This is a genomic window from Nonomuraea sp. NPDC054003 (genome assembly GCF_055585125.1).
On sequence record NZ_JBVJKR010000004.1, the window covers coordinates 389,263 to 412,228 of the forward strand.

The window sequence follows — 22,966 nt, forward strand, 5'->3', positions numbered from 1 at the left end:
ATGAGGCGTATCGTCCCCGCCGTCCCGTGGAGTCACATGACCTCGCAGCCAGCCACCGGTGAGCGACGGCGCGACGCCGACCGCACCAGGGCGGAGATCCTCGAGGTCGCCCAGCGGGAGTTCGCCAGGCGCGGTTACGCGGGGGCGCGGGTCGACGAGATCGCCGAGCTGATGCGCACCACCAAGCGCATGATCTACTACTACTTCGGCAGCAAGGAGAAGCTCTACATCGCCGTCCTGGAGAAGGCCTACTCCGAGGTCCGCGCCGCCGAGCGCGACCTCGACGTGGAGCACCTGGCGCCGGTCGAGGCGATCCGCACGCTCGCGCAGCTGACCTTCGACCACCACGAGGCCCACCGCGACTTCATCAAGCTCGTCGCGATCGAGAACATCCACGGGGCCGAGCACATACGCAAGTCGCAGGCCCTGGCCAACCTCGGCACGCCCGTGCTCGGCGTCATCGAGCGCATCCTGGAGGCGGGCCGGGCCAGCGGCGACTTCGACACCGAGGCCGACGCCGTCGACGTGCACATGATGATCAGCGCGTTCTGCTTCTTCCGGGTGGCCAACCAGCACACGTTCGGCGCGCTGTTCGGGCGCGACATGGCCGCGCCCGAACACCGCGACCGGCTGCGCCGCATGGTGGGCGAGATGACCGTCGCCTACCTGCGCGGCGGTCACAAACCGTAGGCCTCCAGCAGCCGCAGCCACACCTCGCTCACCGTCGGGAACGACGGCACGGCGTGCCAGAGCCGCTCCAGCGGCACCTCGCCGGTCACCGCGACGGTCGCCGAGTGGAGCAGCTCGGCCGTGCCCGGCCCGGCGAACGTGACGCCCAGCAGCACCTTGCGATCCTCGTCCACCACCGCCTTGGCCCGGCCGCGGTAGCCGTCGCCGAGCAGGTAGGCGCCGGACACGTCCGCGAGATCGTACTCGACCGCCCGCACCCGGAACCCGGCCTCGCGCGCGGCCGACTCGGTGCGCCCGACCGAGCAGATCTGCGGGTCGGTGAACACCACCTGCGGCGGCCCGAACCCGTCGGCGACCGCGCGCATCCCCGGCAGGTCGTCGGCCTCACCCCTGGCCCGGGCCGCGATGACGTCACCGCACGCCCGCGCCTGGTACTTGCCCATGTGGGTGAGCAGGTTGCGCCCGTTGACGTCGCCCACCGCGTACAGCCAGCCGCCGTCCACGCCGGTGGCGCGCAGGCTGTCGTCCACCTCGACCGGCCGGTCCGCCGGCAGCCCGACGCTCTCCAGCCCCAGCCCCTTGGTGGCGGGTCTGCGGCCGGTCGCGACCAGCACCTCGTCGGCCTCGATCGGCGGGCCCTCCGGCAGGTGGACGGTCACCTTGCCGCCCGGCTCCGGCCGCTCCACCCGCTCCGCCGAGGTGTGCGGCCGCACATCGATCCCGGCGGCCGCGAACGACTCGGCCAGCAGCTCACCCGCGAACGGCTCCATCCGCTCCAGCAGCCCTCCGCCGCGCACCAGCATCGTCGTCTGCCTGGCGCCCAGCCCGTGCATGGCCTGCGCCATCTCGCAGCCGACCACGCCGCCGCCGATCACCGCGAGCCGGTCGGGCACCGAGGAGGCGGCGGTCACCTCGTGGCTGGTCCACGGCTCCGCCTCCCTCAGCCCCGGCACCGGCGGCACCGAGGCGACGCTGCCGGTCGCCAGCACCACGGCGTGGCGGGCGATCAGCACCCGCTCGCCGCCGTCCGGGGTGTCGACGACCACCCGCCGCGGGCCGTCGAGCCTGCCGCGCCCGCGCACGAACGTGGCGGGCACGCTCTCGATCCACCCCACCTGGCCGGCGTCGTCGTAGCGGCTGACCGCCTCGTCGCGGCGGGCCAGCACCGCCCGCGTGTCGATCGGCCCCACCTCCAGGCCCGGCACCCGGGACACGTCGGCGGCCAGCTCGACCGGGCGCAGCAGCGCCTTGCTCGGGATGCACGCCCAGTAGGAACACTCGCCGCCCGCCAGCCGCTCCTCCACGACCGCGGCCGACAGCCCGCCGCGCACCGCCCGCTGGGCGACGTTCTCACCGGCCGGGCCTGCTCCGATCACGATGACGTCGAACTCGTCGGACACGGTTACCTCCCGGATGGCGTTTCCCCTGGGGGCAGTCTGCCAGTCGATCAGCGCCCGCTCCAGAGCCCTCACCGAGCGGCGGAACCGGTCACGAACCGGTCGAGGGCACCGCCTTCACCCAGGTTCTGTCGTCGGTCAGGAACCGGTCCAGCCGCAGCCCCGCCGCCTCAAGGGCGGCCGCCAGCTGGTCGTCCGACAGCCGTCGCGAGGTGAACGACTGCGTCCACTCGTGCTCCCCGCACACGGACCGCATGGTGGCGTTGACCACGCCGGGAGCGACCTCCTCCAGCGCTGACATCTCGATCCGCATGTCGCCCTCGGTGCGGCCGCGGCCGACCTCCCAGGCGTCGTGCCGCTCCGGCGGCGTCCACTGGATCAGCACCGCCCCGTCCTCCGCCACGTGCCGCGCGCACGCCTCCAGCAGGCCCTGCCGTCCCTCCTCGTCGGCGGTGTGCACGAGGTTCGAGGCCATCAGGACCCCGTCGAAGCGCCGCCCCAGCCGCAGGTCCTGGATACGGGTGAGCACGGTCTCCACGCCGCGCACCTCGGCCAGCATCTCGGCCGACTCGTCGACCGCGACCACCTCGAAGCCGCGCTCGATCAGGGCGTGCGTCACCCGCCCCACGCCCGCCCCCAGGTCGAGCACCGACCCGCCGACCGGCACCTGGCCGGCCACGACGTCCGGCTCCTCGCGCGGCTTGATCCTCTTGTAGACCTCGACGGAGGAACCGTCGGGGGTGATGGCCCCGGACCCGGTCCCGCTGTTCGGAGTGATCTTCATGCGTTCGACACTAATCCCGGAAGGGCGCGCCGTCAGTCGCCGAACCGGGACAATTTCCCGTGCCGCCGGGCATACCGCAGCGCCCACCCGAACAGCGCCAGCGTCGCCGCCACGTAGACCACGTTCAGCCCCGCCGCCCACGCCATCCGGTCCCACGGCACCGCGCCGCCCGCCATGACCGTGCGCATCCCCTCGAACACGTGGGACGCGGGCGTGAACCAGGCCACCACCCGCAGCGGCTCCGGCAGCACCGAGACCGGGTAGAAGATCCCCGCGAGCGGCTGCACCACGAACACCAGCGACCAGGCGATCACCTGCGCGTTCTCGCCGAACCTGAGCACCGCCGAGATGCCGACCAGCCCGAGCGACCAGCCGAACACCAGCAGCACCCCCATGAACGGCACCAGCCCCACGCCCAGGGTCATCACCCCGAACCCGTACAGCGCGTACGCCAGCCCCGCCATGACCATGACCGCGACCGCGACCTTGCCCAGCGCGAACAGCATCAGCCCTGTCACGTACTCCACGCTGGACAGCGGGCTGACCTGGACGTTCAGCAGGTTCCTGGACCAGATGTCCTCCAGGAAGGCGATGGAGATCTCGTTGCTGGCCTTCTGCAGCACCTGCCACAGCAGCACCGCGCCGAGCAGGAACGTGACCACGAACGGCACCCGCTGCGACTGCAGGAAGAGCGTCACGAACCCCCACAGCACCAGCTCGACCGTCGGCCAGAACAGGATCTCGAACATCCGGATCGGGCTGCGCCGCAGAGCCGCGAAGTCGCGCCGCACCACGCCGAGGATCCGCTGTCGCCGGGCGGCCGCCCCGAGCGGGGGCAGCGTCAGAGTCGTCATCCGCGCGCCACCTTAAGGAACACCTCTTCCAGGTCCACGGCCCCGTAGTGACCGGCCAGCTCCGCGGCCGTCCCCGCGGCGACGATCCGCCCGGCCGCCATGAAGTTGATGCGGTCGCACATCCGCTCCACCTCGCGCATGTTGTGCGAGGTGATCAGCATCGCGCTGCCGTTCTCCCTGGCCACCCGCGACAGCAGGCCGCGGATGCGGTCGCCCGCGTCGGGGTCGAGGTTGGCCGTCGGCTCGTCGAGCACCAGCAGCCGGGGCGCGTTCAGCAGCGCCTTGGCCAGCTGCACCCGGGTGCGCTGGCCGGACGACAGGTCCATCATCCGCCGCCCGCGCAGCGGCCCCAGCTCCAGCAGCTCGATCATCTCCGCCACCCGCGCCTTCGGCCGCCGCACCGCGTAGAGGCGGGCGAACGCGTCCAGCACCTCGTGCACCAGCAGCGGCCCCGGGAGGTCCACGTAGCTGGCGGCGAAGTTGACCTGGCTGAGCACCTCGACGCGGTGCCGCGCCAGATCCAGCCCGAAGACCCGCACCTGGCCCGCGTCGGGAGTGATCAGCCCCAGCAGCATGTGGAGCGTCGTCGACTTGCCCGCCCCGTTGAGGCCCAGCAGCCCCACGACCTCGCCCTGGCCTACGCCGAAACTCACCTCGTCGACCGCGGTGACCGGGCCGAACCGCTTGACCAGCTTGATCGCCTCGAGGATGGCCACCGCTTCAGCGTGCTGCCCCGGCGTGAGTCACCGCAACGGGTTTTCCTCCAGCATGGCCAGCAGGTCCCACTCGTTCTCGCACACCCGCCGCCCGATCGCCGCCAGCTCCACCGACCGCGACTCGCCGGTGAGGTGCCGCCGGGCCTGCACGACGCAGATGACGCCCCACTTGAGCACCCCGAACGTCTCCCACCAGCGCAGCGCCTCCCGGTCCACCGGGTGTCCCGACGCCTTCTCGTACGAGGTCACGAGGTCGTCGTAGGACCCGAAACCGCCCACCGGCAGCGGCGACCCGAACCGCCACGCCTTGACGCACAGCCAGCCGAGGTCCTCCAGCGGGTCGCCGGCGTGCGCCAGCTCCCAGTCGAGCACCGCCCTGACGCCCTCGGGCCCGACGATCAGGTTGCCGTTGCGGAAGTCGCCGTGCACCACGGTCCGCCGGCCGCGCTCCGGCCGCGCCGCCGCCAGGCGCCGCAGGGCCAGCTCGAAGACCGGATGCGGCTCCCCGGCCATGTCCAGCGCCGCCCGCCACTGATCCAGCGGATCGTCCGCCGCGCCTGCCGCGCCGGCCTGGGGGAGCGCGGACAGCGGCATCCGGTGGATCGCCGCCAGCGCCTCCCCGCACTGCGCGGCCAGCCGCGGCCTCGCCTCGCGGAAGGCGTCGTCCCGCAGGATCCGCCGCGGGATCGTCTCACCCTCGATCCGCTCCATGAGCACGTACGAATCAGCCGCCGCCACCACGCCGGGCACCGGCACCCCGGCCTCCCGCGCGGCCCGCATCAACCCCGCCTCGGCCGCCAGCCCGGCGCCCAGCCCGCCCTCGGCCCCCGACCGCAGGATCAGCGGATGACGTACCCCGTCAGGCGTGACCACGTCCAGCGCCCACGTCTCCCGCGACGCCCCGCCCGGCAGCCGCACCCGCCCCTCGACCGAGGCCCCGCCGCCGAAGGCCTCCCGCACCACCGCGTCGACGTCGGTCACCGGAGCCCGAACTCCCAGTTGCCGCCGCCCGCGTACTCGCCGAGTATCCGCCGCCCCACCGAGTCGATGTGCACCTCGTCCGGCCCGTCGTAGATCCGCCCGGCCCGCGCGTGCCGGTACATCCGGTCCAGCGGCGTGTCCGGAGTCAGCCCCGCCGCCCCGTGCACCTGGATCGCCCGGTCGATCACGTTGTGCAGCATCCGCGCCCCGACCACCTTGATCGCGCCGATCTCCACCCGCGCGCCGCCCCCGGCGTCGACCGCCTCCGCCGCCTGCAGCGTCAGCAGCCGCGCCGCCTGGATCTCCGCGTACGAGTCGAACACGTGCTGCCGCATCAGCTGCTTCTTCGCCAGCGGCTCGCCGAACGCCGTCCGCTCGTGCAACCGGCGGCACATCAGGTCGAACGCCCGCTGCGCCTGCCCCAGCCACCGCATGCAGTGGAAGATCCGCCCCGGCCCGAGCCGCTTCTGCGCGATCACGAACCCGTGCCCGCGCGGCCCCAGCAGGTTGGCCGCGGGCACCCGCACGTCCTCGTACCGCACCTCGCAGTGCGACCCGTTCAGCCCGAGCACCGGCGTCTCCCGCACGATCGTGTAACCGGGCGTGTCCGTCGGCACCAGGATCATCGAGAACGCCAGGTGCGGCGGCGCGTCCTCCTCGGTCCGGCACATCACGGTCGTGTACGCCGCCTGCGACGCGCCCGTGGTGAACCACTTGTGCCCGCTCACCACCCACTCGTCGCCGTCGAGCACCGCCCGCGTCGCGATCTGCGTCGGGTCGCTGCTCGACACCGCCGGCTCGGTCATCGCGAAGCTCGGCGAGATCTCGGCCCGCACCAGCGGCGCCAGATAGCGCTCCCGCTGCTCGGCGGTCCCGTGCTCGTACAGCATGAGCGAGTCCTGCAAGGTGTACGTGCCGAGCGCGAGCTGCCCGTACTCACTGCGCCCCTGCACCTCGTTCACGTACACGTAGTCGAGGAACGGCAGCCCGCCGCCGCCCAGCTCCTTCGGGTGCCCGAGCGCCCAGAGCCCTTCCTTCTTCGCCTCCTCCTGCAGCTCGCGGAGCGCCTCCCGGCCGCCTTCCTCGATGGCGCGCTCCGCGGGCTCCACCCGCTCGGTCATGAACGCGTACACGGCATCCCGCAGCGGGCGGACCCTGTCAGGCACGGCGAAACTCATGCAAGGATCTCAACCGAAAACGACTGTCCGGTCAACGGAGAACAGCATGCACGACGCCCCGACATCTGCCCAGCTGGTCGCCGCGGTCCGTGAGTTCCTCGAAACGGACGTGCTCCCGGCGGCCGAGGGCCGGGTCCGCTTCCACACCAGGGTCGCCATCAACGTGCTCGCCATGGTCGAACGCGAGATCGACCTCGGCCCGTCCCAGGCACTCGACCACGAGACCCGCCTGGCGGCCCTCGGCGTCGCCTCCGACGCCGAGCTCGCCGCCGCGATCCGCGAGGGCCGCCTCGACGACAACCCCATGCTGGCGCCCTTCCTGAAGGAGGCCGTACGCGCCAAACTCGCCGTCGCCAACCCCGGCTACCGCTGAAATTTTCACCTGTACGAGCCTGCTTCGGAAAGCCCTTTCCCCAGCTCATCCCCTGGTAGGTTCGTCCACTTCGGCCCTTGACATCCCGCCGTCATTGGCGTCGCCTTCCGCGGTCAGATACCGTCACCGGACGGAGCGCTCCCACCACCGGCCCCCTACCGGAACACGGAGACCGCACTATGTCCCACGCCGGACCCCGCCGCCGGGCGCGGCGCATCCTCGCGCTGCTCGCCGCCACGGTGACCCTCCTCGCCATGCCCCTGACCGGCACCGCCTCGGCGCACGGCTCGATCGTCGACCCCGCCTCCCGCAACTACGGCTGCTGGCTGCGCTGGGGCAGCGACTTCCAGAACCCCGCCATGCAGCAGCAGGACCCGATGTGCTGGCAGGCCTGGCAGGACAACACCAACGCGATGTGGAACTGGAACGGCCTCTACCGCGACAACGTCGGCGGCAACCACCAGGCCGCCGTCCCCAACGGCCAGCTCTGCAGCGCCGGCCGGACCCAGGACGGCCGCTACCGCTCCATGGACACCCCCGGCGCCTGGACCACGACGAACGTCGGCAGTTCGTTCAGCATGCGGCTGCACGACCAGGCCCGCCACGGCGCCGACTACATCAGGGTCTACATCACCCGCCAGGGCTACAACGCCACCACGACCCCGCTCGGCTGGAACCACCTGGAACTCGTCCGCGAGACACCCCGGTACGCGCCCGCCGAGAACTACCTGATCACCAGCCTGACCAAGGGCTCGCGCACCGGCCGCCACGTGATCTACACGATCTGGAAGGCGTCCCACATGGACCAGACGTACTACTTCTGCAGCGACGTCAACTTCAGCTGAGCACCTTCGTTTTTCGCGAGCGGTCGCGCCGATGGACGTGGCCGCTCGCACGCAGTGGTTCGGGTTCGGGCTTCCCGATGCCGGCACTGTCAGCCTGGTGAAGCTTGTTGCGCGACGAATGTGCCACGTCCGTGAACGACCACGAGTAGGTCCCGTGCAGCAAGGTCTTTGACCGCGCGGCGGACCGTCACGCGTGAGACCCCATATTGGCTGGCCATCTCCAGCTCAGTCGGCATTTTGGCGCCCGGTGAGAGTACGCCCGAGGCGATCTCCGCTTCGACATCATCCGCCACCTGTTGCCAGACCAGCTTCGCCCCATAATGGTCGATTCGGTCGCTTCTGTCCTCGAGGGCCATGGGGAGACCGTATTAGATCGATGACCTGTGGAAACACTCGACTACCTTCCATAAGGTATGCAGAGGTCTTATGATGTCTTGCTATTGGGCCAGCGGGTCCACTGCTCGTAGGAAGGAGATCACATGGTGGATTTGTACGGCTGTCATCTCGGTGAGGTGTCGTTCAGCCGGGTCTGCGGAGGAAATCAGCAGGAGGAGGACATGGAGAGCTGCGTGCTGATCGCACCCATCCCGGGTGTGGAGGACGCCTACGCCGTGCGTGACTCGAAGAACCCGGATGCCGGGACGCTCCGGTTCACCGGTGACGAGCTTCGCGCCGCCGGCCTGTCCACGCTGTAGGCGTCACCCGCGACGACGGCGGTCCCTGCCTGATCAAAGCAAGCAGGGCCGCCGCCGCCCAACCTTATCGGGAGCGCCTCACCATGCATTGGCACGCCTATCAGTGGAGCGGTCTGGGAATGGAACGCGCCAACGAAGCCGACCGCCGCCCCACCTCACCCGGCTTCTCCGCCTCCCCGCTACCGCCGATGCGCACCGGCGACTGGTTGCTCAAGCCCGTGTCACGGATGGCTGGCACCTTCGAGGTGGTGGCCGCAGCGGTGACCTGGATGGCCGAAGAGTACGGCAAGGCGCGCACGACGCTGTTCCTGCCGGAGCCGGTCCCGGTCGAGGAGCGGCTGGAGACCGCTCGCGACCTGCTGCCCCGGGGTGTGGACGTGCAGTGGGGCGAGTGGCTACACGGTGGCCGGTTCGTCACCATCGGCATGATCTGCTGCCCGAACCGGCATGTTCCCCATCCGTGTCCGGCCGCTGGTCGGTCTTCATGATTGCTCGGAGGCCAAGAATGCTGCGAGACGAGTGCGTCGGAACCCACCTTCCGCCCCTGCGGAAAGGCCATGTCGCGATCGACTGGTCGGAACCGATGCTGCGCTGCGGCTCAGTCAGGGTGCGCAGCCACACGTGCGACTGTGTCCCGACCGTGTACGAGCTGTGCACGGCGGGCGGCCTGGTCCACATCCGCCGGACTGTGCGGTGGTCCGGCGGCAGACGGGTCAGCGAGAGCTCATGGCTGCCCGCCGCCGAAACGATGCGGCTATGGGATCACCTACTGACCGGGGATGCACTCTGATCCGAAGGCGTTCCAGATGCCCACACGGGTGTGCCACGCTGGGGATTTCCGAGTGAAGGGATGATCATGTCGAGTGAGCGCGCGCAGGGGGCGGTCCGGCAGTTGCGGCTGGTGGTGGAGGCAGAGGATTACGAGGCGGCCGTCGCCTTCTACCGGGACGTGCTGGGTCTGCCGGAGCAGGCGGCCTTCTCCGGGGGTGACGGAGCTGAGGTGGTGATCCTGGAGGCGGGGCGAGCGACGTTGGAGATCGCTAATCCGGCGCAGAAGCGGATGATCGACGATGTGGAGGTGGGTCGGCAGGTGGCGCCGAAGTTGCGGGTCGCGTTCGAGGTCGACGACACGCAGGGGACGGTTGACCGTCTGGTGTCAGCCGGAGCTGATGAGGTCGCGCCGCCGACCGTCACGCCCTGGCAATCGCTCAACGCTCGTCTCGATGCGCCGGGTGACTTGCACATCACCATATTCCAGGAACTGCAGAGTCTTGAGGAGCGGGAAGCGCTCGACGGATTCGGCACCGGGAGCTGACAGAGAGTTGCCCACAAGCAGATGCCCTTCCTCCGATGGGGAAGGGCATCTTTCTCTGCTCAGGGCGACGCCGCATTGAAGTTGCGGACGCGCGAGACGCCAGGCGTGTCATGCAACAGGAAGGTCGCACTCCGTCCCCACATGATCACGAAAGTGCCCCTTGTCGGGTGATCATGCAAAAGTTACGCTTTGCCCGTTTGCTATACAGCTCCGAGCCGAGCGAGTCAGGCGTCCCATTACCTGTCAGCCGGATGGGGTTGACGGTCGGCGTTTCTGACGCCTCGTTGGGTTCGGAGTGTGACGGCGTATGCGCCGGACTTTGTCATGGGCTCGTTCGGCATGGCTTGTTTCGTTCATGCTGGTGGCTTTGTTGCCAGGGCTTGTCACACTTTCCGTTGGACCCGTACAGGCCGATTCGCTCATTGCGGATGCGAACCATGCCGAGCAAGTAGACGTGATCGTACCGCAGCAGATGAGAGGTACGGCAGGCATTCTGCCGAGTGTGGTAAGCGGTTCGGTCACTCGTGCTGAGAGCGACGCTGAACCAGATGTGGATGAGCCACAAGCACCGGTGAAGGGTGCCCTGCGATTGGAGAATCGGCTTCCTCTGGGGCAAGAGACGGCGTCCAGGGAACTGCCGTCAGGTGTCACTCGCGCCGAGCAGCGCGAGCAGGCGGCCTTGGGCTGGCCGCTGATCGAAGATGTGTATCCGGAGCATGGCACGCTCGTGGGAACCCTGACGCCACTCCTCACCGTCGAGGTGGACAGCTTGGGCGGAGGCACCCAGGCTGATTTCAACTTCTTCTACAACGTGTGCGAAGTACTGGAAGAAGCGGAGGAGCCGGACTTCGAGAATCCGCCGCCCACCCCCGAGTGTTTCCAGTCGGGCAGGCTACGAGGAGAGAACACGTGGCGTGTCCCGGCGGGCACCCTTAAATGGGGTCAGGAATACGAGTGGTGGGTTCGCGTCGTCGACCCCGTAAGCAGTGACTCGGATCAGAGCGACAGGCAGTCGTTCACCACTGGCGCCCGTCAACCGTTGAGCAGCTCGCTCCTTGGAGCGGAAGGATCCGGAGAGTTCTCCCCGATTTCCGGAAACTACACGACGACCGTAACGGACGCACAGGTATCCGTAGCGGGTCCGCCTCTCGCCGTGACCCGGACGTATAACAGTCTGGACACCCGGGCCGATGGAATCTTCGGCGCGGGGTGGACGACCGTCTGGGACATGAAGCTGGTGCAGGAACCCGACGGCGTCCTGGTCCACTATCCAGATGGCCGGCGGGTGCGCTTCGCGGACAAGGGCGACGGCAGCTACCAACCGCCCCCTGGCATGCACGCCAAACTCGCCGAAGTTGACGGCGGTGGCTGGCGCCTCATGGACAAGTCGTCGACCAGCTTCCACTTCGACTCGTCGGGGCGCCTGCTGCGGATATCAGACGCACGTGGCCGCGAGCAGACGCTGGAGTACGGCAGCGACGGCAAGTTGAGCCGCGCCACAGGCGCTGGAGGGAGGTCTCTCCACTTCACCTGGTCAGGTTCACGGGTGGCGTCCGTATCCACCGACCCGGTGGACGGTGAGAGCGCCACCTGGACCTACAGCTACAGTGGCGACACCCTCACGTCGGTCTGCGCTCCGGTCGCCGCCCCGAACTGCGCGACCTACAGCTACCAGGACGGGTCACGCTATCGAGGACTTGTCCGCGACTCCGACCCCGTCGGCTACTGGCGGCTTGGAGACGCACAGCACGAGCCTGCCGCCAACGAGGGCAGCGACGGACGTGCCGGTATCTACACCAGTGTCACCGTAGGAGGCCCCGGCGCGCTGGAAGGCAGCACGGACACCGCCGGCGGCTTCACCAAGTCGCATGTCGCACTGCCGTTCTACCTGCTGGCCCGGCTCCGGGACCAAGTGTCGATCGAAGGCTGGTTCAAGACCTCGCAGAACGGCATCATCTTCTCCGCCGCCCAGTTCGGTTACGAGTTCGGGGCCACGCAGCCCGTCTTGTATGTCGGTATCGACGGACGGCTGCGCGGCCAGTTGGGCGAGATCAGGAACAGCAGCGGGTCGTGGGTGTACACGCCGATCACCAGCGCCAACCCGGTCAATGACGATCAGTGGCACCATGTCGTGCTGAACGTCAATGGCTCACACCAGCAGCTCTTCCTGGACGGCCAGCCGGTGGGCGAGCTCAACGGAGCTCTCTACCCTGAGTATCGGTCGTATGCCTATATCGGCAGTGGTGACCGCGCCAGCCGGTGGTCCACTGATGTGCCCGGGGGGCCCAACACCAGTGGTGCCTTCGCTTTCAAGGGCTCGATCGATGAGTTCGCCATTTACGGGAAGCCTCTCACCGGCACCGAGATCCAGGGGCACTATGCGGCTCGTGCTGTGGCGCCGAACAAGCTGAAAAAGATCACCCGGCCATCAGGGCGGATCTGGGCAGAGAACACCTACGACACAGCCACTGATCGTCTCAAGACGCACACCGACCGCCACGGAGGAACGTGGCAGCTCGGAAAGCCGGGCACGGACTGGATCAACAAGGTCGCCACTGTCAAGATCACCGATCCGCGGAACGGCACGGTGACCCACGGATATGACGAATGGCGTGGAAACCGTATCGTTCATGAGATCGACCAGGAAAACTTCAAGGCCGAGTACAAATACGACACCGGCGGCTTTCTGAGCAGGGTGACGGACCGGAACGGAAACGTCACTCGCCAGTACAACGACAAACGCGGCAACGTGCTCAGCGTCAGGACCTGCAGAACTTCGAATACGTGCCACCGGGAATACGCCACCTATCACGTGGATGAGGATGACGAGTTCGATCCGCTGAACGACCGCCAACTCACTTATCGAGACGCGCGTTCGTCGGGCGAGACGGACAACAGATACCTCACGAAAATCGAGTACAACGAGTACGGCGAGCAGATCAAGGAAACGACCCCGGCCACACCTGACTTCCCCACCGGGCGATCGATTTCGGTCACGTACACCGACGGGACCGAACCAGCTGTCGACAGCGGAACCGCTCCGGCCGGCCTGTTGAAGACCTGGACAGACCCGAAGAACAACACCTGGACGCTGCGCTACACGGCATCGGGCGATCTGGGGGAACAGACCGAGCCGACCGGCCTGGTAAGCCGGTTCGAGTACGACGCGCTCGGCCGCGTCAAGACGAGCAACCAGATCTCCCAGGCCCATCCCGGTGGTGTGAAGACCACCTTCACCTATGACCACCTTGGTCGGCCACTCACCAAAACGGGAGCGGGGATCAAGAACGAGATCAGCGACGTGACCCACACGGCGCAGATCCGCTACACCTACGACCCCGACGGCAACAAGCTCACCGAGACCATCGCCGACCTGACGGGCGGCGACCCCGAGCGCACGACTACGTACACCTACGATGACCACAGCAACGGGAAGACCAGCACGGGTCCCGAAGGCGGTGTCGTCCGCAGCACCTGGAACAACCTCGGATTGGTGGACACCGTCACCGACGAGGTCGGCTCGGTGTTCGGCCACACCTACACCAAGCGCGGAGAGTTGGCCACCCGCACCCTCAAGAACTGGACGGGCAGCCCCGTCAACCCGCAACCGGCTACTGAGATCGTGCTGGAATCACGCTCCTACGACGCCGGAGGCCGCCTGGCCGCCACCGTCGTCGCGACTGCCGCCAATGCGACGGGCCGTAAAACCTCTTACAAATACTTCGGCGACAACCTGCTCTCAGAGGTCATCGCGGACGGCGTCAAGCTCAACGGTTCGACCACCCCCAAGAACGTTGTCTTGGAGAAGAACACGTACGACGCGGCGGGCAACCGCACCCGCATGGTCACGGGCGGCGGCCTCACACACACCGACTACGCGTACGACCCGGCTGGCAGGCTCACCTCCACCACCCTCGACCCCGGCTCGCTCCCTACCTCCCTCAACAGGAGGACCGTCTTCGAGTACGACGCCAACAACTTGACGACGAAGGAAACGCGCACGGGCGCCGGCAGCACCCGCGAAGAGATCGTCAGCTACGCGTACAACGCCGCAGGCATCAAGACGCGCCAGACGGTCGAGAACGGCGACCAGGACCTCATCACCACCTGGACCGTGGACGACCGTGGTCTGGTCACGGCCGTCACCGATCCCCGCGGCAATGCGGACGGCGCGACGGCAGCGCACTTCACGACGGACAACCGCTACGACGCGCTCGGCCGCCTCATCGAGGCCAAGGCGCCCGCCGTCCAGGTGGACAAGGCCGGCGCGGAAGCGACCAGCACGCGGCCGACGGTCCGCTCCGGGTACGACACGTCCGGCAACCAGACCCACCAGGTGGACGCCGAGGGCCGCACCCTCACCACGGCCTACGACAAGGCGAGCCGGGTTGTGGCGGTGACATCCCCCGCTTACACCCCGCCAGGTGGCACAGCGGTCACACCGAGCATCACTCATCAATATGACCCTGCGGGACGCCTCGTTAAGACCACCGACCCGCGCGGCTACGACACCACCCTCGAGTACGACGCCCTCGGCAACCTCGTACGCACGACCGACCCCGGCCCGTCAGGACCGGGCGGCGTGTCCGTCGCGGAGTACGACCTCATCGGTCAGCAACTGGCAGCCGTCGACCCCACGGGCGCCCGCGTCCAGGCGACCTACGACGACCTCGGCCGCAAGATCACCGAAACCGAGATCGAGCGCAGACCGACCAACGCGGCCTACACCACCGAGTTCACCTACAACGACGCAGGCTTCCTGACCAAGGCAGTCGCTCCCGGCAACAAGACCACCTCGTACGTGGTCAACGCCGCAGGCGAAGTCACCTCAGCGACCGACCCCGCCAACAACACCACCACCAACACCTATGACCTGGCCGGCCGGCTGCTCCGCGTGCGTGACGCCACCCTGAACGCCACCGCCACCAGCTACGACCTTGCCGGCCGCCCCGTCGAAGTCAAATCCCTCAACGGCGCGGGCAACACCTTGCGCACGATCGGCCTCGGCTACGACCCGGTCGGCAACGTGATCAGCGAGACCTCCGCCGAGCAGCACACCATCCGGCACGCCTACGACGCCCTCAACCGGCTCACCAGCCTCACCGAACCGGTCAAGGCGAACGAAGAGATCGTCACCCGCTTCGGCTACGACGCCACCGGCGCGCGGACCCGCCTGACCGACGGCCGCGGCAACGCCACCTGGACCACCTACAACAGCCTCGGCCTCGTCGAGCGCGTCATCGAACCGGCCACCGCCCAGCACCCGAACGAGGCCGACCGTACCTGGACCTACAGCTACGATCAGGCAGGCAACAACACGGCGATCCTGCAGCCGGGCGGCGTCCGCATCGACCGCACGTACGACCACCTCGGCCGCCTCACCCATGAGAACGGATCGGGCGGCGGCTCCGCCACCGCTGAGCGCACCCTCGGCTACGACTCCGCCGACCGCCTGACGACCGCGGGCGACTACACGCTCGAGTACAACGACCGTGGCCTGCTCACCAAGATGACGTCGCCGACAGGCCAGCCCATCACCATGGCCTACGACGCCAACGGCAACCTCACCCAGCGAGTGGACGCCGCCGGCACCGCGAACTTCACCTGGGATAACGCCAACCGCGCCGCCACCGCGACCGACCCGGTCACCGGCCGCACCTGGACCTACGGCTACGACAAGGCCAACCGCGTCACCAGCCTGACCTCTACGAACCCGGCCAACACCCATTCCATCGGCTATGACGACATGGGCCGTGCCACGTCTCAGACCTTGAAGAGTGGCTCCGGCAGCGAGCTAGCGAAGATCACCTATGGCTGGGACCTCGACGACAACCTCACCACCAAGACCACATCAGGCTTGGCCGGGTCAGGCACGAACACTTACAGCTACGACCACGCCAACCGGCTCACTTCCTGGACAGCGCCCAACGGCACCGCCACCGCCTATGAGTGGGACGCAGCTGGCAACCGCACCAAGGCCGGCGCCAAGACCTACACCTATGACGAACGCAACCGCCTGACCTCCGGCGACGGCACCGACTATACGTACACCCCACGCGGCACCCTCGCGAGCCAGACCAAGGCCGGCGTCACCACTCAGCTCACCTTCGACGCCTTCGACCGCCTGATCGCTGACGGCGACAGCCTCTACAGCTACGACGCCTTCGACCGCGTGACCAGACGCATCCGCGGCACCAGCAACCAGACCTTCGCCTACTCCGGCCCCGGCAACGACCTGGCCGCCATCAGCACGAGCGGGACAGTTGACGCCAAGTACGCCCGTGACGCCTTCGGCGCACTGCTCGGACTCCAGGAAGGAACCGACCCGGCAACCGCCGCCTTCAACGACCTCCACGGTGACCTCGTCGGCACGTTCACTGGCACCGGTATCGCGGGATCTACTGCGTACGATCCCTTTGGGGAGATCACCGCTGAGACGGGTCTCAAAGCAGGCCTTGGCTATCAGGGCGAGTACACCGATCCGGACACCGGCAAGGTCAACATGCACGCCCGCTGGTACCAGCCTGGCACCGGCACCTTCGCCAGCCGCGACACCGCCACCCTCAACCCGAACCCGTCCGTGCAGGCCAACCGCTACACCTACGCCAACGCCTCACCGTTGACCGGCATCGACCCCACCGGCCACGCAACCGTCAACGCCTCAGTGGGCATCGGTTCTGGATGGGGAGATACCACGGGTTATTCCGGTGATATCTGCGCGAGTGGTAAATCGTATGGTCTCTATCTCTGCGGAGAAGGCAGTCCAGTTACTGATATTCCCAGCGGAGGCGTTTGCGCCATCGGTGTCTGCCGCGGCGGCCCTTTCGATCTAAGTGGCATCATCGTGATGACCAAAGAGGAAATGAAGCTGGTGGGTCATCTCCCGGATGGAACAGGGATCTGGGAAGGCTTCTGGTCCGGCGCCAAGAAGGGAATTGACGCAGCGATTGCAGCCGCATATGCCGATGCGGGTTTCGCGGCTATATTTAAGGCGTGGTTTGATGCGCAGATTATGGCCGCCCAAGGAGGTGCGGCGGGCATTCCGGATGAGCCGGGCTTCGCTAATGAAATGGCATGCAGAAAGGCGTTCGGCCGCCAAAAATGTGATGCTATGCAGAAGGCTGCGGATGAAGCCGTAGCAGTAGAGAAGTTTCTGAAAGCATGCCTGGACAGCAGCGATGCCTACAGTACAACGACCTGTTCGCGACTTCGTAAAGAGGCGGGAATTTCAAAGCCTGATGCATGGGTCCTTTTCCAGACTGCACAGAGCCAAAAGCAGTCCAAGGATGGTTGGCTGTGGAAGTTGATGAAGGGCACCATGGATTTCTTCTTCGAGGATGCCGACAAATGTGTACAAGGGAATTTCGGTTCCTGCTTATTGTTTGTGGGCAATTTCATGGTAGTGGGTGGGGTTGTCGCGACTGGTGCTAAAACGCTGGCCGCACTGGCCAAGTATGCGCCGAAGATCGGCAAAGCGGCCAAAACCGCCAACGATATTTGTAAGGTTGACTGCGGGTGGGTGAAGATCAGTAATATAGTACGGACCGCCGGGAAGAAGAAGGGCAACTTTGGTCTCGGCAAGGGAACTGTAGAGGAGGCGGAACTCGCGGGCAGAGCGTGGGTGGGCTCGAACTATAGGGTCGTCAACAAAAAAAATGGTGAACGCCTATATATCAGTCGAGATGGACTACGTCAGTATCGGGCGCCTAGCTATAAGCCAAATTGGGGAAATTATCAAGCCAATTTTGAATGGCGCTTGAAGCCTGAAGGTGGATGGCAGGGGAATGGTCATCTTCATATTGAGTGAGAGTGACAGATGAGAGCAGAGATAAAGGAATTCATTAGCCCAGATATCGATTGGCCCACTGAAGGGCCAAGAGGTAAGGACGCATTCGCGATTCTCTTGCAAATGTACATTGGTCCAGTGGGTGAAGAGGGGGGAGAGTCGTTCAGTTTGGTAGTATGTTCGCCACAGTGGATACAGGGGCGTGTCGAAGAGGAAGGGTGCTTGGATGGTCGCCATTACCTGATCGTCCGGGACTTCGATCGTGATCAAATCGAAGCTTATCTCCACCGAAAAGTGGCTGCAGTGCAGGGGGATGAATGGGCTGAGGTTGCGGAAAAACTCGGTAGGATTGGCCAATGGGAATTCGAGGACTATGAACATCACTGAGTCTTATCCATGGGGTGCATATGGTGTGATGCCTGGGGAATAAAGTGAGACGCCTTTGAGGAGATTGGCCCGGTGGATGCGGCTGTTGTCAAGGATGAGCTACACCGGGTGTCCGTCGCTGAGCTGTTCTTTGTAACTGTTCGTCGCTCCGCGTAGTGATCGTTGCGCCGGTACGCCGCCGACCCCTGAGCGACATGCGTGAAGCCCCTGATAGAAGTGGTCTTGACTAGAGATCAACTTCATCAATCAGAGGCTTCACGCGGCCACCAATGTCACATACTCGGCGACCCTCGACGTACGCCGCCAGACCGTGCTGTTCCTGTCCGCCCTGCTGCAAGCGGAACGCCGCCGCCGGGGCACCTGGCTGCTTCGCCCAGGCCATCCTCATCCTGCGCTGGTTCTGCGACGGCACCCGGTCCCGCAATGGGCGGCCGATCACGGCATCGGCGGCACCATCGCCTACCGCCACCTGCGCGAGGGCATAGATGTCCTGGCCGCACATGCCCCGGACCTGCACCAAGCCCTGAGTGCGGCCCAGGAAGCGGGCCTGACCCATGTCAAGCTCGACGGCATCGTCATCGCCACCGACCGCGTTGCCACCCCCGGACTCAACGGCGCTGGCCTGTGGTGGTCCGGAAAGCACAAGCACCACGCGGCAACATCCCGGTCATCTCCGCTCCCGACGGCTGGCCGCTGTGGGTCTCCGACGTACGACCCGGCCGCGAACACAATGATCTGCGCCCGCCACCATGGCACCGTCACCGCGCTGCCGCCGTCCGCACAGGCCCGCCGAGTCTGGCCGACCTCGGCTACGAAGGCGCCGCCGGCATCGTCCACGTCCCGATCAAGAAGAAGGCCGGCCAGCACAAGCCGAGCTACGATCAGCGCACCCCTACAACCAACTCCTACGCAGCCTGTGCGGAGCCAGTGAACCTGCCAACGCCCTGCTCACTGTCACGTTCAAGGCGCTACGCCGGGTCAAGTCTCGACCTCTGGCGTATCGGGAAGATCACCCAAGCGGCACTGGTCCTGCTTCACCGTAAGCGCGATTGGCCTCTGTCGCCATCCCATAAAGTGATCTTTGGTTACTAACAACCGCTCACTGAGTGGTCGCGCCCGAGATGCTCCACCTGGGCAGCCTGTGCGGATGAGGGTGTTCAAGTTATGCGGCGTGGGTGTCGGTGCCGCGCATGATGTACAGGTCATCGCCGAAGACTGCCGAGATCTGGAGTTGCCCGCCGAGGGCCTGCACGTAGCGGGCGATGGCCTCCAGCGTGGACACCTCGCCGCGTTCAATCTGCGAGACGCGGCTCTTGGTGACTTCCATCAGGTCAGCGACCTCGGTCTGCGACAGGCCCAGGCTCTTGCGCCGCTCGGCCAGGCGGTAGCCGTCGATGTAGGCCTGATTCCGCCGCCGGGCCTCAGCCACGGCCTCCTCGCCGCCGGAGGTGGCCACGATGTCGGCGCGGACGTCACTCCACTTGGGAAAACTCGTCATCGGTCCTTATCCTCCGCCTCGCGTTCGGCCAGGTACTTCGCATACAGCTCTTCGGCACGAGGGATGGCCCGCCTATACCAGCCGGACCTTTACTCTACTTTTCGACGTCTCGGCGCTGGTCGCCGACGAGATCGATCGCCGCCGCACCCAGGGGACCCAGGACGATTTCCTCCGCCACCTGCTCCCCGGTCAGCAGGTCTGTGCCGGAGAACGCTAGCGGAACGGTGGCGGTCTCGGTGCTGTGGTTGAGGAGGAAGAGGTACTTGTCCCCTCTGATCGTGCACTCCACGTGCGCGGGAACACCGGGGAGTGGCGATCCCACACCCGCCGCCCGTACCGCCTCCACCAGCATTTCCCCGAAGGCCGGCTCCTCCAACAAGGTGGCGAAGTAGACGACCCGGCCTGAGCCGAACGCGTTCTCGACGATGGCGGCGCGGCCCGCGAGGAGCCCGTCCTGGTAGACCGCCAGGGGCTTGCCGGTTTCCAGGTGGAGGTCTTCGCGCCACCAGGTCGACGTGGTCACCCGGCCGTCGGGGGACTCCACGGTGAAGGTCTCATCAGGGCGAGCCGGCCAGTACTCGTCGATTTTGGCCCCGATCAGCTCACGGAACGCCCCCGGATAGCCGTCAGGCCGGACCCGGTTGCACGAGTCCACCACGCCGGAGAAGAACGACATGATGACCGTCCCGCCGTTGCGGGCGAAGTCGTGGATGGCAGATACCCCGGCATCATCGATCAGGTAAGCGTTCGGAACGATCAGCACCTTGTACGGGGACAGATCGCTGGAGGTGGACACCACATCCACGGGCACATGCTCCCGCCACAGCGGCGTGTAGTGCCGCATCACCGTGTCCACATAGCTGAAGTCATTCCGCGGCAGCCCGTAAGTCTCCTCCAACCCCCACCACCCGTTCCAGTCGAACAGCATCGCCACGTCGGCCCGAGACGAGGTCCCGGCGACCCCCGACAGCAACCGGAGCTCCCGCCCCAGCTCCACCACCTCACGGAAGGTACGGGACGACGGCCCCGAGTGGGGGAGCATCGCCGAGTGGAAGCGTTCCTGGCCGCCCCGGCCGGCCCGCCACTGGAAGAACATCACCGAGTCCGCGCCCCGCGACAGCGCCTGCAGCGACCCGAGCCGCATCCGCCCCGGCTCCTTGACGACGTTGAGCTTCCACTGGCTCACCGCCGAGGCCGCCTGCTCCATCAGCATCCACGGCTGACCGCCCTTCAAGGACCGGAACAGGTCGTACTGGAAGGCGGCCGACACGTGCGACGTCGGGTCCGCCGGGTCGGGGTAGATGTCGAGGGCGACCGCGTCCTCCTCCGGCGCCCAGCGCCAGTAGTCGGCGTTGCGATAAAAGCGCATAAAGTTGGTCATGACCGGAATGTCATCCCGGAACGACCGGACGATGTCCCGCTCGGCGACAAAACACTCCAGCAGCGCATCCGACGTGAACCGCTTGAAGTCGAGCCGCCGCGCCGGATTAGACCACGACCGCGGGATGTTCGGCACCTCGATCTGCTCCCAGGACGTGTAGACCTGCCCCCAGAACCGGGTGGTCCACGCCTCGTTGAGTGCGTCGAGGGACCCGTACCTCCGCCGCAGCCACTCCCGGAAAGCCACGGAACTGGCCGGGTTGTACGCGGTAGGCCCGTACTCATTGCTGATATGCCACATCGCCAGCGCCGGATGGTACGAATACCGCTCGGCCAGCTTGGTGGTGATCGCCGCAGCGTACCGTCGGTAGATCGGCGAGGACGGGTCGTAGTGCAGCCGGCTGCCGAACCCGAACGGCTCCCCGTCCGCCATGATCGGGAAGACCTCGGGGTGCAGGTGGGTCAGCCAGACCGGCGGCGCGGCCGTCGGAGTGGCCAGGTTGACCGCGATGCCGTTGCCGTGCAGCAGGTCCATGACCTCGTCGAGCCAGCCGAACTCGTACGTGCCCGGCTCCGGTTCCAGTGAGGCCCAGGCGAAGACACCCAGCGAGACGACGTTGACTCCGGCCTCGCGCATCAGCCGCACGTCCTCGCGCCACACGGCCGGGTCCCACTGCTCGGGGTTGTAGTCACCGCCGTACGCCAGCCCGCCGACGCGACTCCTGAACGCGGCCATACGAGACATTGCGCTCCCCAACCAGCCGCCCATCGATGCCACAGGGCATCAGAAAGTTTCAGTAGGAGTTGCCGGAAATTTGGCCGTCCAATGTTTCGTTACGGTAGGCTCCGCTTCGCGGCCCTGTCAACAGCGCCGCGAGCGCTCCCAGGGGGTTCCGTGCAACGCGCCACGCTCGCCGACATCGCCGCGACCGCCGGTGTCTCCGTGCCCACGGTCTCCAAGGTCCTGAGCGGCCGCAAGCACGTCTCGCCCACCACCCGCGACCGGGTGCTGGAGGCGGCCAGGGCCCACGGCTACGAGCCGCCGCGCCCGCCTGGCGGTCCCCGGGCCGGCATCGTCGACCTGCTCATCAACGGCCTCGGCTCGCCCTGGGCGCACGTCCTCATCGAGGGCGCCGAGGCGGCGGCCGCGCGCTGGGGCTTCTCGCTCGTGGTGACCTCCTCCTACCGCCCCGACTTCGACCGGCGGCGCTGGGTCGGCATGCTGCGCAAGCGCGGCACCGACGGCATCGTGCTGGTGCTGTCGCGGGCCGGCCAGGAGGAGATCGAGGCGATCAAGGACCTGCTGCACGTCCCGCTGGTCCTGCTCGACCCCGTCGGCCAGCGCGAGCTGGGGCTGTCGGCCGTCGGCGCGACCAACTGGGCCGGCGGCGTCCAGGCGACCACCCACCTGCTGGAGCTCGGCCACCGGCGCATCGGCTTCATCGGCGGCCCGCTCGACAAGCAGTGCACGCTCGACCGCTACGAGGGCTACCTCGCCGCGCACCGCACGTTCGGCATCGACCCCGACCCGGCCCTGACCCGCTACGGCGACTTCCTGATCTCGGGCGGCCGGCTGCACGGCGGCGAGTTGCTCGACCGCCCCGACCGGCCGACAGCGGTCTTCGCCGGGTCGGACCCGCAGGCCGCCGGCGTCTACCAGGCCGCCGCCGAGCGCGGCATCCGCGTGCCGCACGAGCTGTCCGTCGTCGGCTTCGACGACTCGCCGCCGTGCGAGATGATGACGCCCCCGCTCACCACCGTGCGCCAGCCGCTCGACGAGATGGCCAACGAGGCGATCCGGCTGGTCCACGAGGAGCTCACGCACCCGCGCTCCACCGGCACCCGCATCGAGCTCGCCACGAGTCTCGTCGTCCGGAGCAGCACCGCTTCTCCCGCCGGCTGACTCGTCGTACGGCGGCATCATGCGGGCGGGCGTCACCCCTCGCACGGGCCTCTGAAAGTTTCTGGAGAACGAGCCCCGCCCCGGACGTTGCCGCAGGTGCGCATCGCCTGGTACGGCCGGGCTCCGACTGCCCTCTTGACACCTCTCGACGCGCGCCCTAAGTTGCCGAAATATTAACGGGTCT

At 67.1% G+C, this 22,966-nt stretch carries 18 protein-coding genes and 1 pseudogene; 10 read left to right on the forward strand and 9 right to left on the reverse strand.

The annotated features are described in order from the left end of the window. The first annotated feature begins 36 nt into the window (after window positions 1-36). Window positions 37-690, forward strand: a complete 654-nt coding sequence (locus ACZ6YG_RS12415) for a TetR/AcrR family transcriptional regulator (protein WP_148032007.1) — start codon at window positions 37-39, stop codon at window positions 688-690. On the opposite strand, the gene ACZ6YG_RS12420 is transcribed toward ACZ6YG_RS12415, so the two are convergent. From ACZ6YG_RS12420 to ACZ6YG_RS12445, 6 genes are all read right to left on the reverse strand, one after another. Beyond that, on the reverse strand, window positions 678-2,090 hold the full coding sequence (locus tag ACZ6YG_RS12420) for a dihydrolipoyl dehydrogenase family protein (protein WP_466018016.1): 1,413 nt from the start codon (window positions 2,088-2,090) through the stop codon (window positions 678-680). The genes ACZ6YG_RS12415 and ACZ6YG_RS12420 overlap by 13 nt on opposite strands. An 88-nt stretch (window positions 2,091-2,178) precedes the next feature. Then, on the reverse strand, window positions 2,179-2,871 hold the full coding sequence (locus ACZ6YG_RS12425) for a class I SAM-dependent methyltransferase (RefSeq protein WP_466018017.1): 693 nt from the start codon (window positions 2,869-2,871) through the stop codon (window positions 2,179-2,181). 32 nt (window positions 2,872-2,903) lie between these two features. Further along, window positions 2,904-3,725: an ABC transporter permease gene (locus tag ACZ6YG_RS12430; RefSeq protein WP_148032004.1), complete on the reverse strand. Its 822-nt coding sequence runs from the start codon at window positions 3,723-3,725 to the stop codon at window positions 2,904-2,906. Then, the gene (locus tag ACZ6YG_RS12435; RefSeq protein WP_466018018.1) at window positions 3,722-4,441 is read right to left on the reverse strand and encodes an ABC transporter ATP-binding protein; all 720 of its coding nucleotides are present in this window, start codon (window positions 4,439-4,441) and stop codon (window positions 3,722-3,724) included. The genes ACZ6YG_RS12430 and ACZ6YG_RS12435 overlap by 4 nt, the downstream gene beginning before the upstream one ends. A 27-nt stretch (window positions 4,442-4,468) precedes the next feature. Further along, window positions 4,469-5,422, reverse strand: a complete 954-nt coding sequence (locus tag ACZ6YG_RS12440) for a phosphotransferase family protein (RefSeq protein WP_466018019.1) — start codon at window positions 5,420-5,422, stop codon at window positions 4,469-4,471. Continuing rightward, a complete protein-coding gene (locus tag ACZ6YG_RS12445; RefSeq protein ID WP_148032001.1) occupies window positions 5,419-6,600 on the reverse strand; it encodes an acyl-CoA dehydrogenase family protein in 1,182 nt (393 codons plus the stop codon). Before ACZ6YG_RS12445 ends, ACZ6YG_RS12440 begins: the two co-directional genes overlap by 4 nt. A gap of 46 nt (window positions 6,601-6,646) precedes the next feature. Here ACZ6YG_RS12445 and ACZ6YG_RS12450 point away from each other — a divergent pair, with 46 nt between their 5' ends. Together ACZ6YG_RS12450 and ACZ6YG_RS12455 are read left to right on the forward strand one after the other, a co-directional pair. Continuing rightward, window positions 6,647-6,973, forward strand: a complete 327-nt coding sequence (locus tag ACZ6YG_RS12450; RefSeq protein WP_466018020.1) for a DUF6285 domain-containing protein — start codon at window positions 6,647-6,649, stop codon at window positions 6,971-6,973. A gap of 179 nt (window positions 6,974-7,152) precedes the next feature. Next, window positions 7,153-7,818, forward strand: a complete 666-nt coding sequence (locus ACZ6YG_RS12455; protein ID WP_466018021.1) for a lytic polysaccharide monooxygenase auxiliary activity family 9 protein — start codon at window positions 7,153-7,155, stop codon at window positions 7,816-7,818. 89 nt (window positions 7,819-7,907) lie between these two features. Here ACZ6YG_RS12455 and ACZ6YG_RS12460 read toward each other — a convergent pair whose 3' ends face one another. After that, window positions 7,908-8,174, reverse strand: a complete 267-nt coding sequence (locus ACZ6YG_RS12460) for a GntR family transcriptional regulator (RefSeq protein ID WP_466018022.1) — start codon at window positions 8,172-8,174, stop codon at window positions 7,908-7,910. 123 nt (window positions 8,175-8,297) lie between these two features. Between ACZ6YG_RS12460 and ACZ6YG_RS12465 the strand changes: the two genes are divergently transcribed. From ACZ6YG_RS12465 to ACZ6YG_RS12490, 6 genes and pseudogenes are all read left to right on the forward strand, one after another. Then, the gene (locus ACZ6YG_RS12465) at window positions 8,298-8,513 is read left to right on the forward strand and encodes a DUF397 domain-containing protein (protein ID WP_466018023.1); all 216 of its coding nucleotides are present in this window, start codon (window positions 8,298-8,300) and stop codon (window positions 8,511-8,513) included. Between the two features lie 83 nt (window positions 8,514-8,596). Further along, a complete protein-coding gene (locus ACZ6YG_RS12470; protein WP_466018024.1) occupies window positions 8,597-9,001 on the forward strand; it encodes a hypothetical protein in 405 nt (134 codons plus the stop codon). A gap of 368 nt (window positions 9,002-9,369) precedes the next feature. After that, window positions 9,370-9,828 (forward strand): VOC family protein, encoded by a 459-nt coding sequence (locus ACZ6YG_RS12475; protein ID WP_466018025.1) that lies wholly within the window; start codon window positions 9,370-9,372, stop codon window positions 9,826-9,828. 355 nt (window positions 9,829-10,183) lie between these two features. Then, window positions 10,184-17,635, forward strand: coding sequence for an RHS repeat-associated core domain-containing protein (locus ACZ6YG_RS12480; RefSeq protein ID WP_466018026.1), 7,452 nt, complete (start codon window positions 10,184-10,186; stop codon window positions 17,633-17,635). Between the two features lie 9 nt (window positions 17,636-17,644). Next, window positions 17,645-18,001, forward strand: coding sequence for an Imm8 family immunity protein (locus tag ACZ6YG_RS12485; RefSeq protein WP_466018027.1), 357 nt, complete (start codon window positions 17,645-17,647; stop codon window positions 17,999-18,001). A gap of 232 nt (window positions 18,002-18,233) precedes the next feature. Further along, a pseudogene (locus ACZ6YG_RS12490) lies at window positions 18,234-19,093 on the forward strand (transposase family protein). 70 nt (window positions 19,094-19,163) lie between these two features. Here the strand turns inward: ACZ6YG_RS12490 and ACZ6YG_RS12495 are convergent. Both ACZ6YG_RS12495 and ACZ6YG_RS12500 read right to left on the reverse strand, forming a co-directional pair. Then, complete coding sequence (locus ACZ6YG_RS12495) at window positions 19,164-19,499, reverse strand: helix-turn-helix domain-containing protein (protein ID WP_466018028.1); 336 nt, start codon at window positions 19,497-19,499, stop codon at window positions 19,164-19,166. A gap of 94 nt (window positions 19,500-19,593) precedes the next feature. Next, complete coding sequence (locus ACZ6YG_RS12500; RefSeq protein WP_466018029.1) at window positions 19,594-21,615, reverse strand: beta-galactosidase; 2,022 nt, start codon at window positions 21,613-21,615, stop codon at window positions 19,594-19,596. 159 nt (window positions 21,616-21,774) lie between these two features. Here ACZ6YG_RS12500 and ACZ6YG_RS12505 point away from each other — a divergent pair, with 159 nt between their 5' ends. Beyond that, the gene (locus ACZ6YG_RS12505) at window positions 21,775-22,782 is read left to right on the forward strand and encodes a LacI family DNA-binding transcriptional regulator (RefSeq protein ID WP_397196834.1); all 1,008 of its coding nucleotides are present in this window, start codon (window positions 21,775-21,777) and stop codon (window positions 22,780-22,782) included. The last annotated feature ends 184 nt before the right edge of the window (window positions 22,783-22,966 follow it).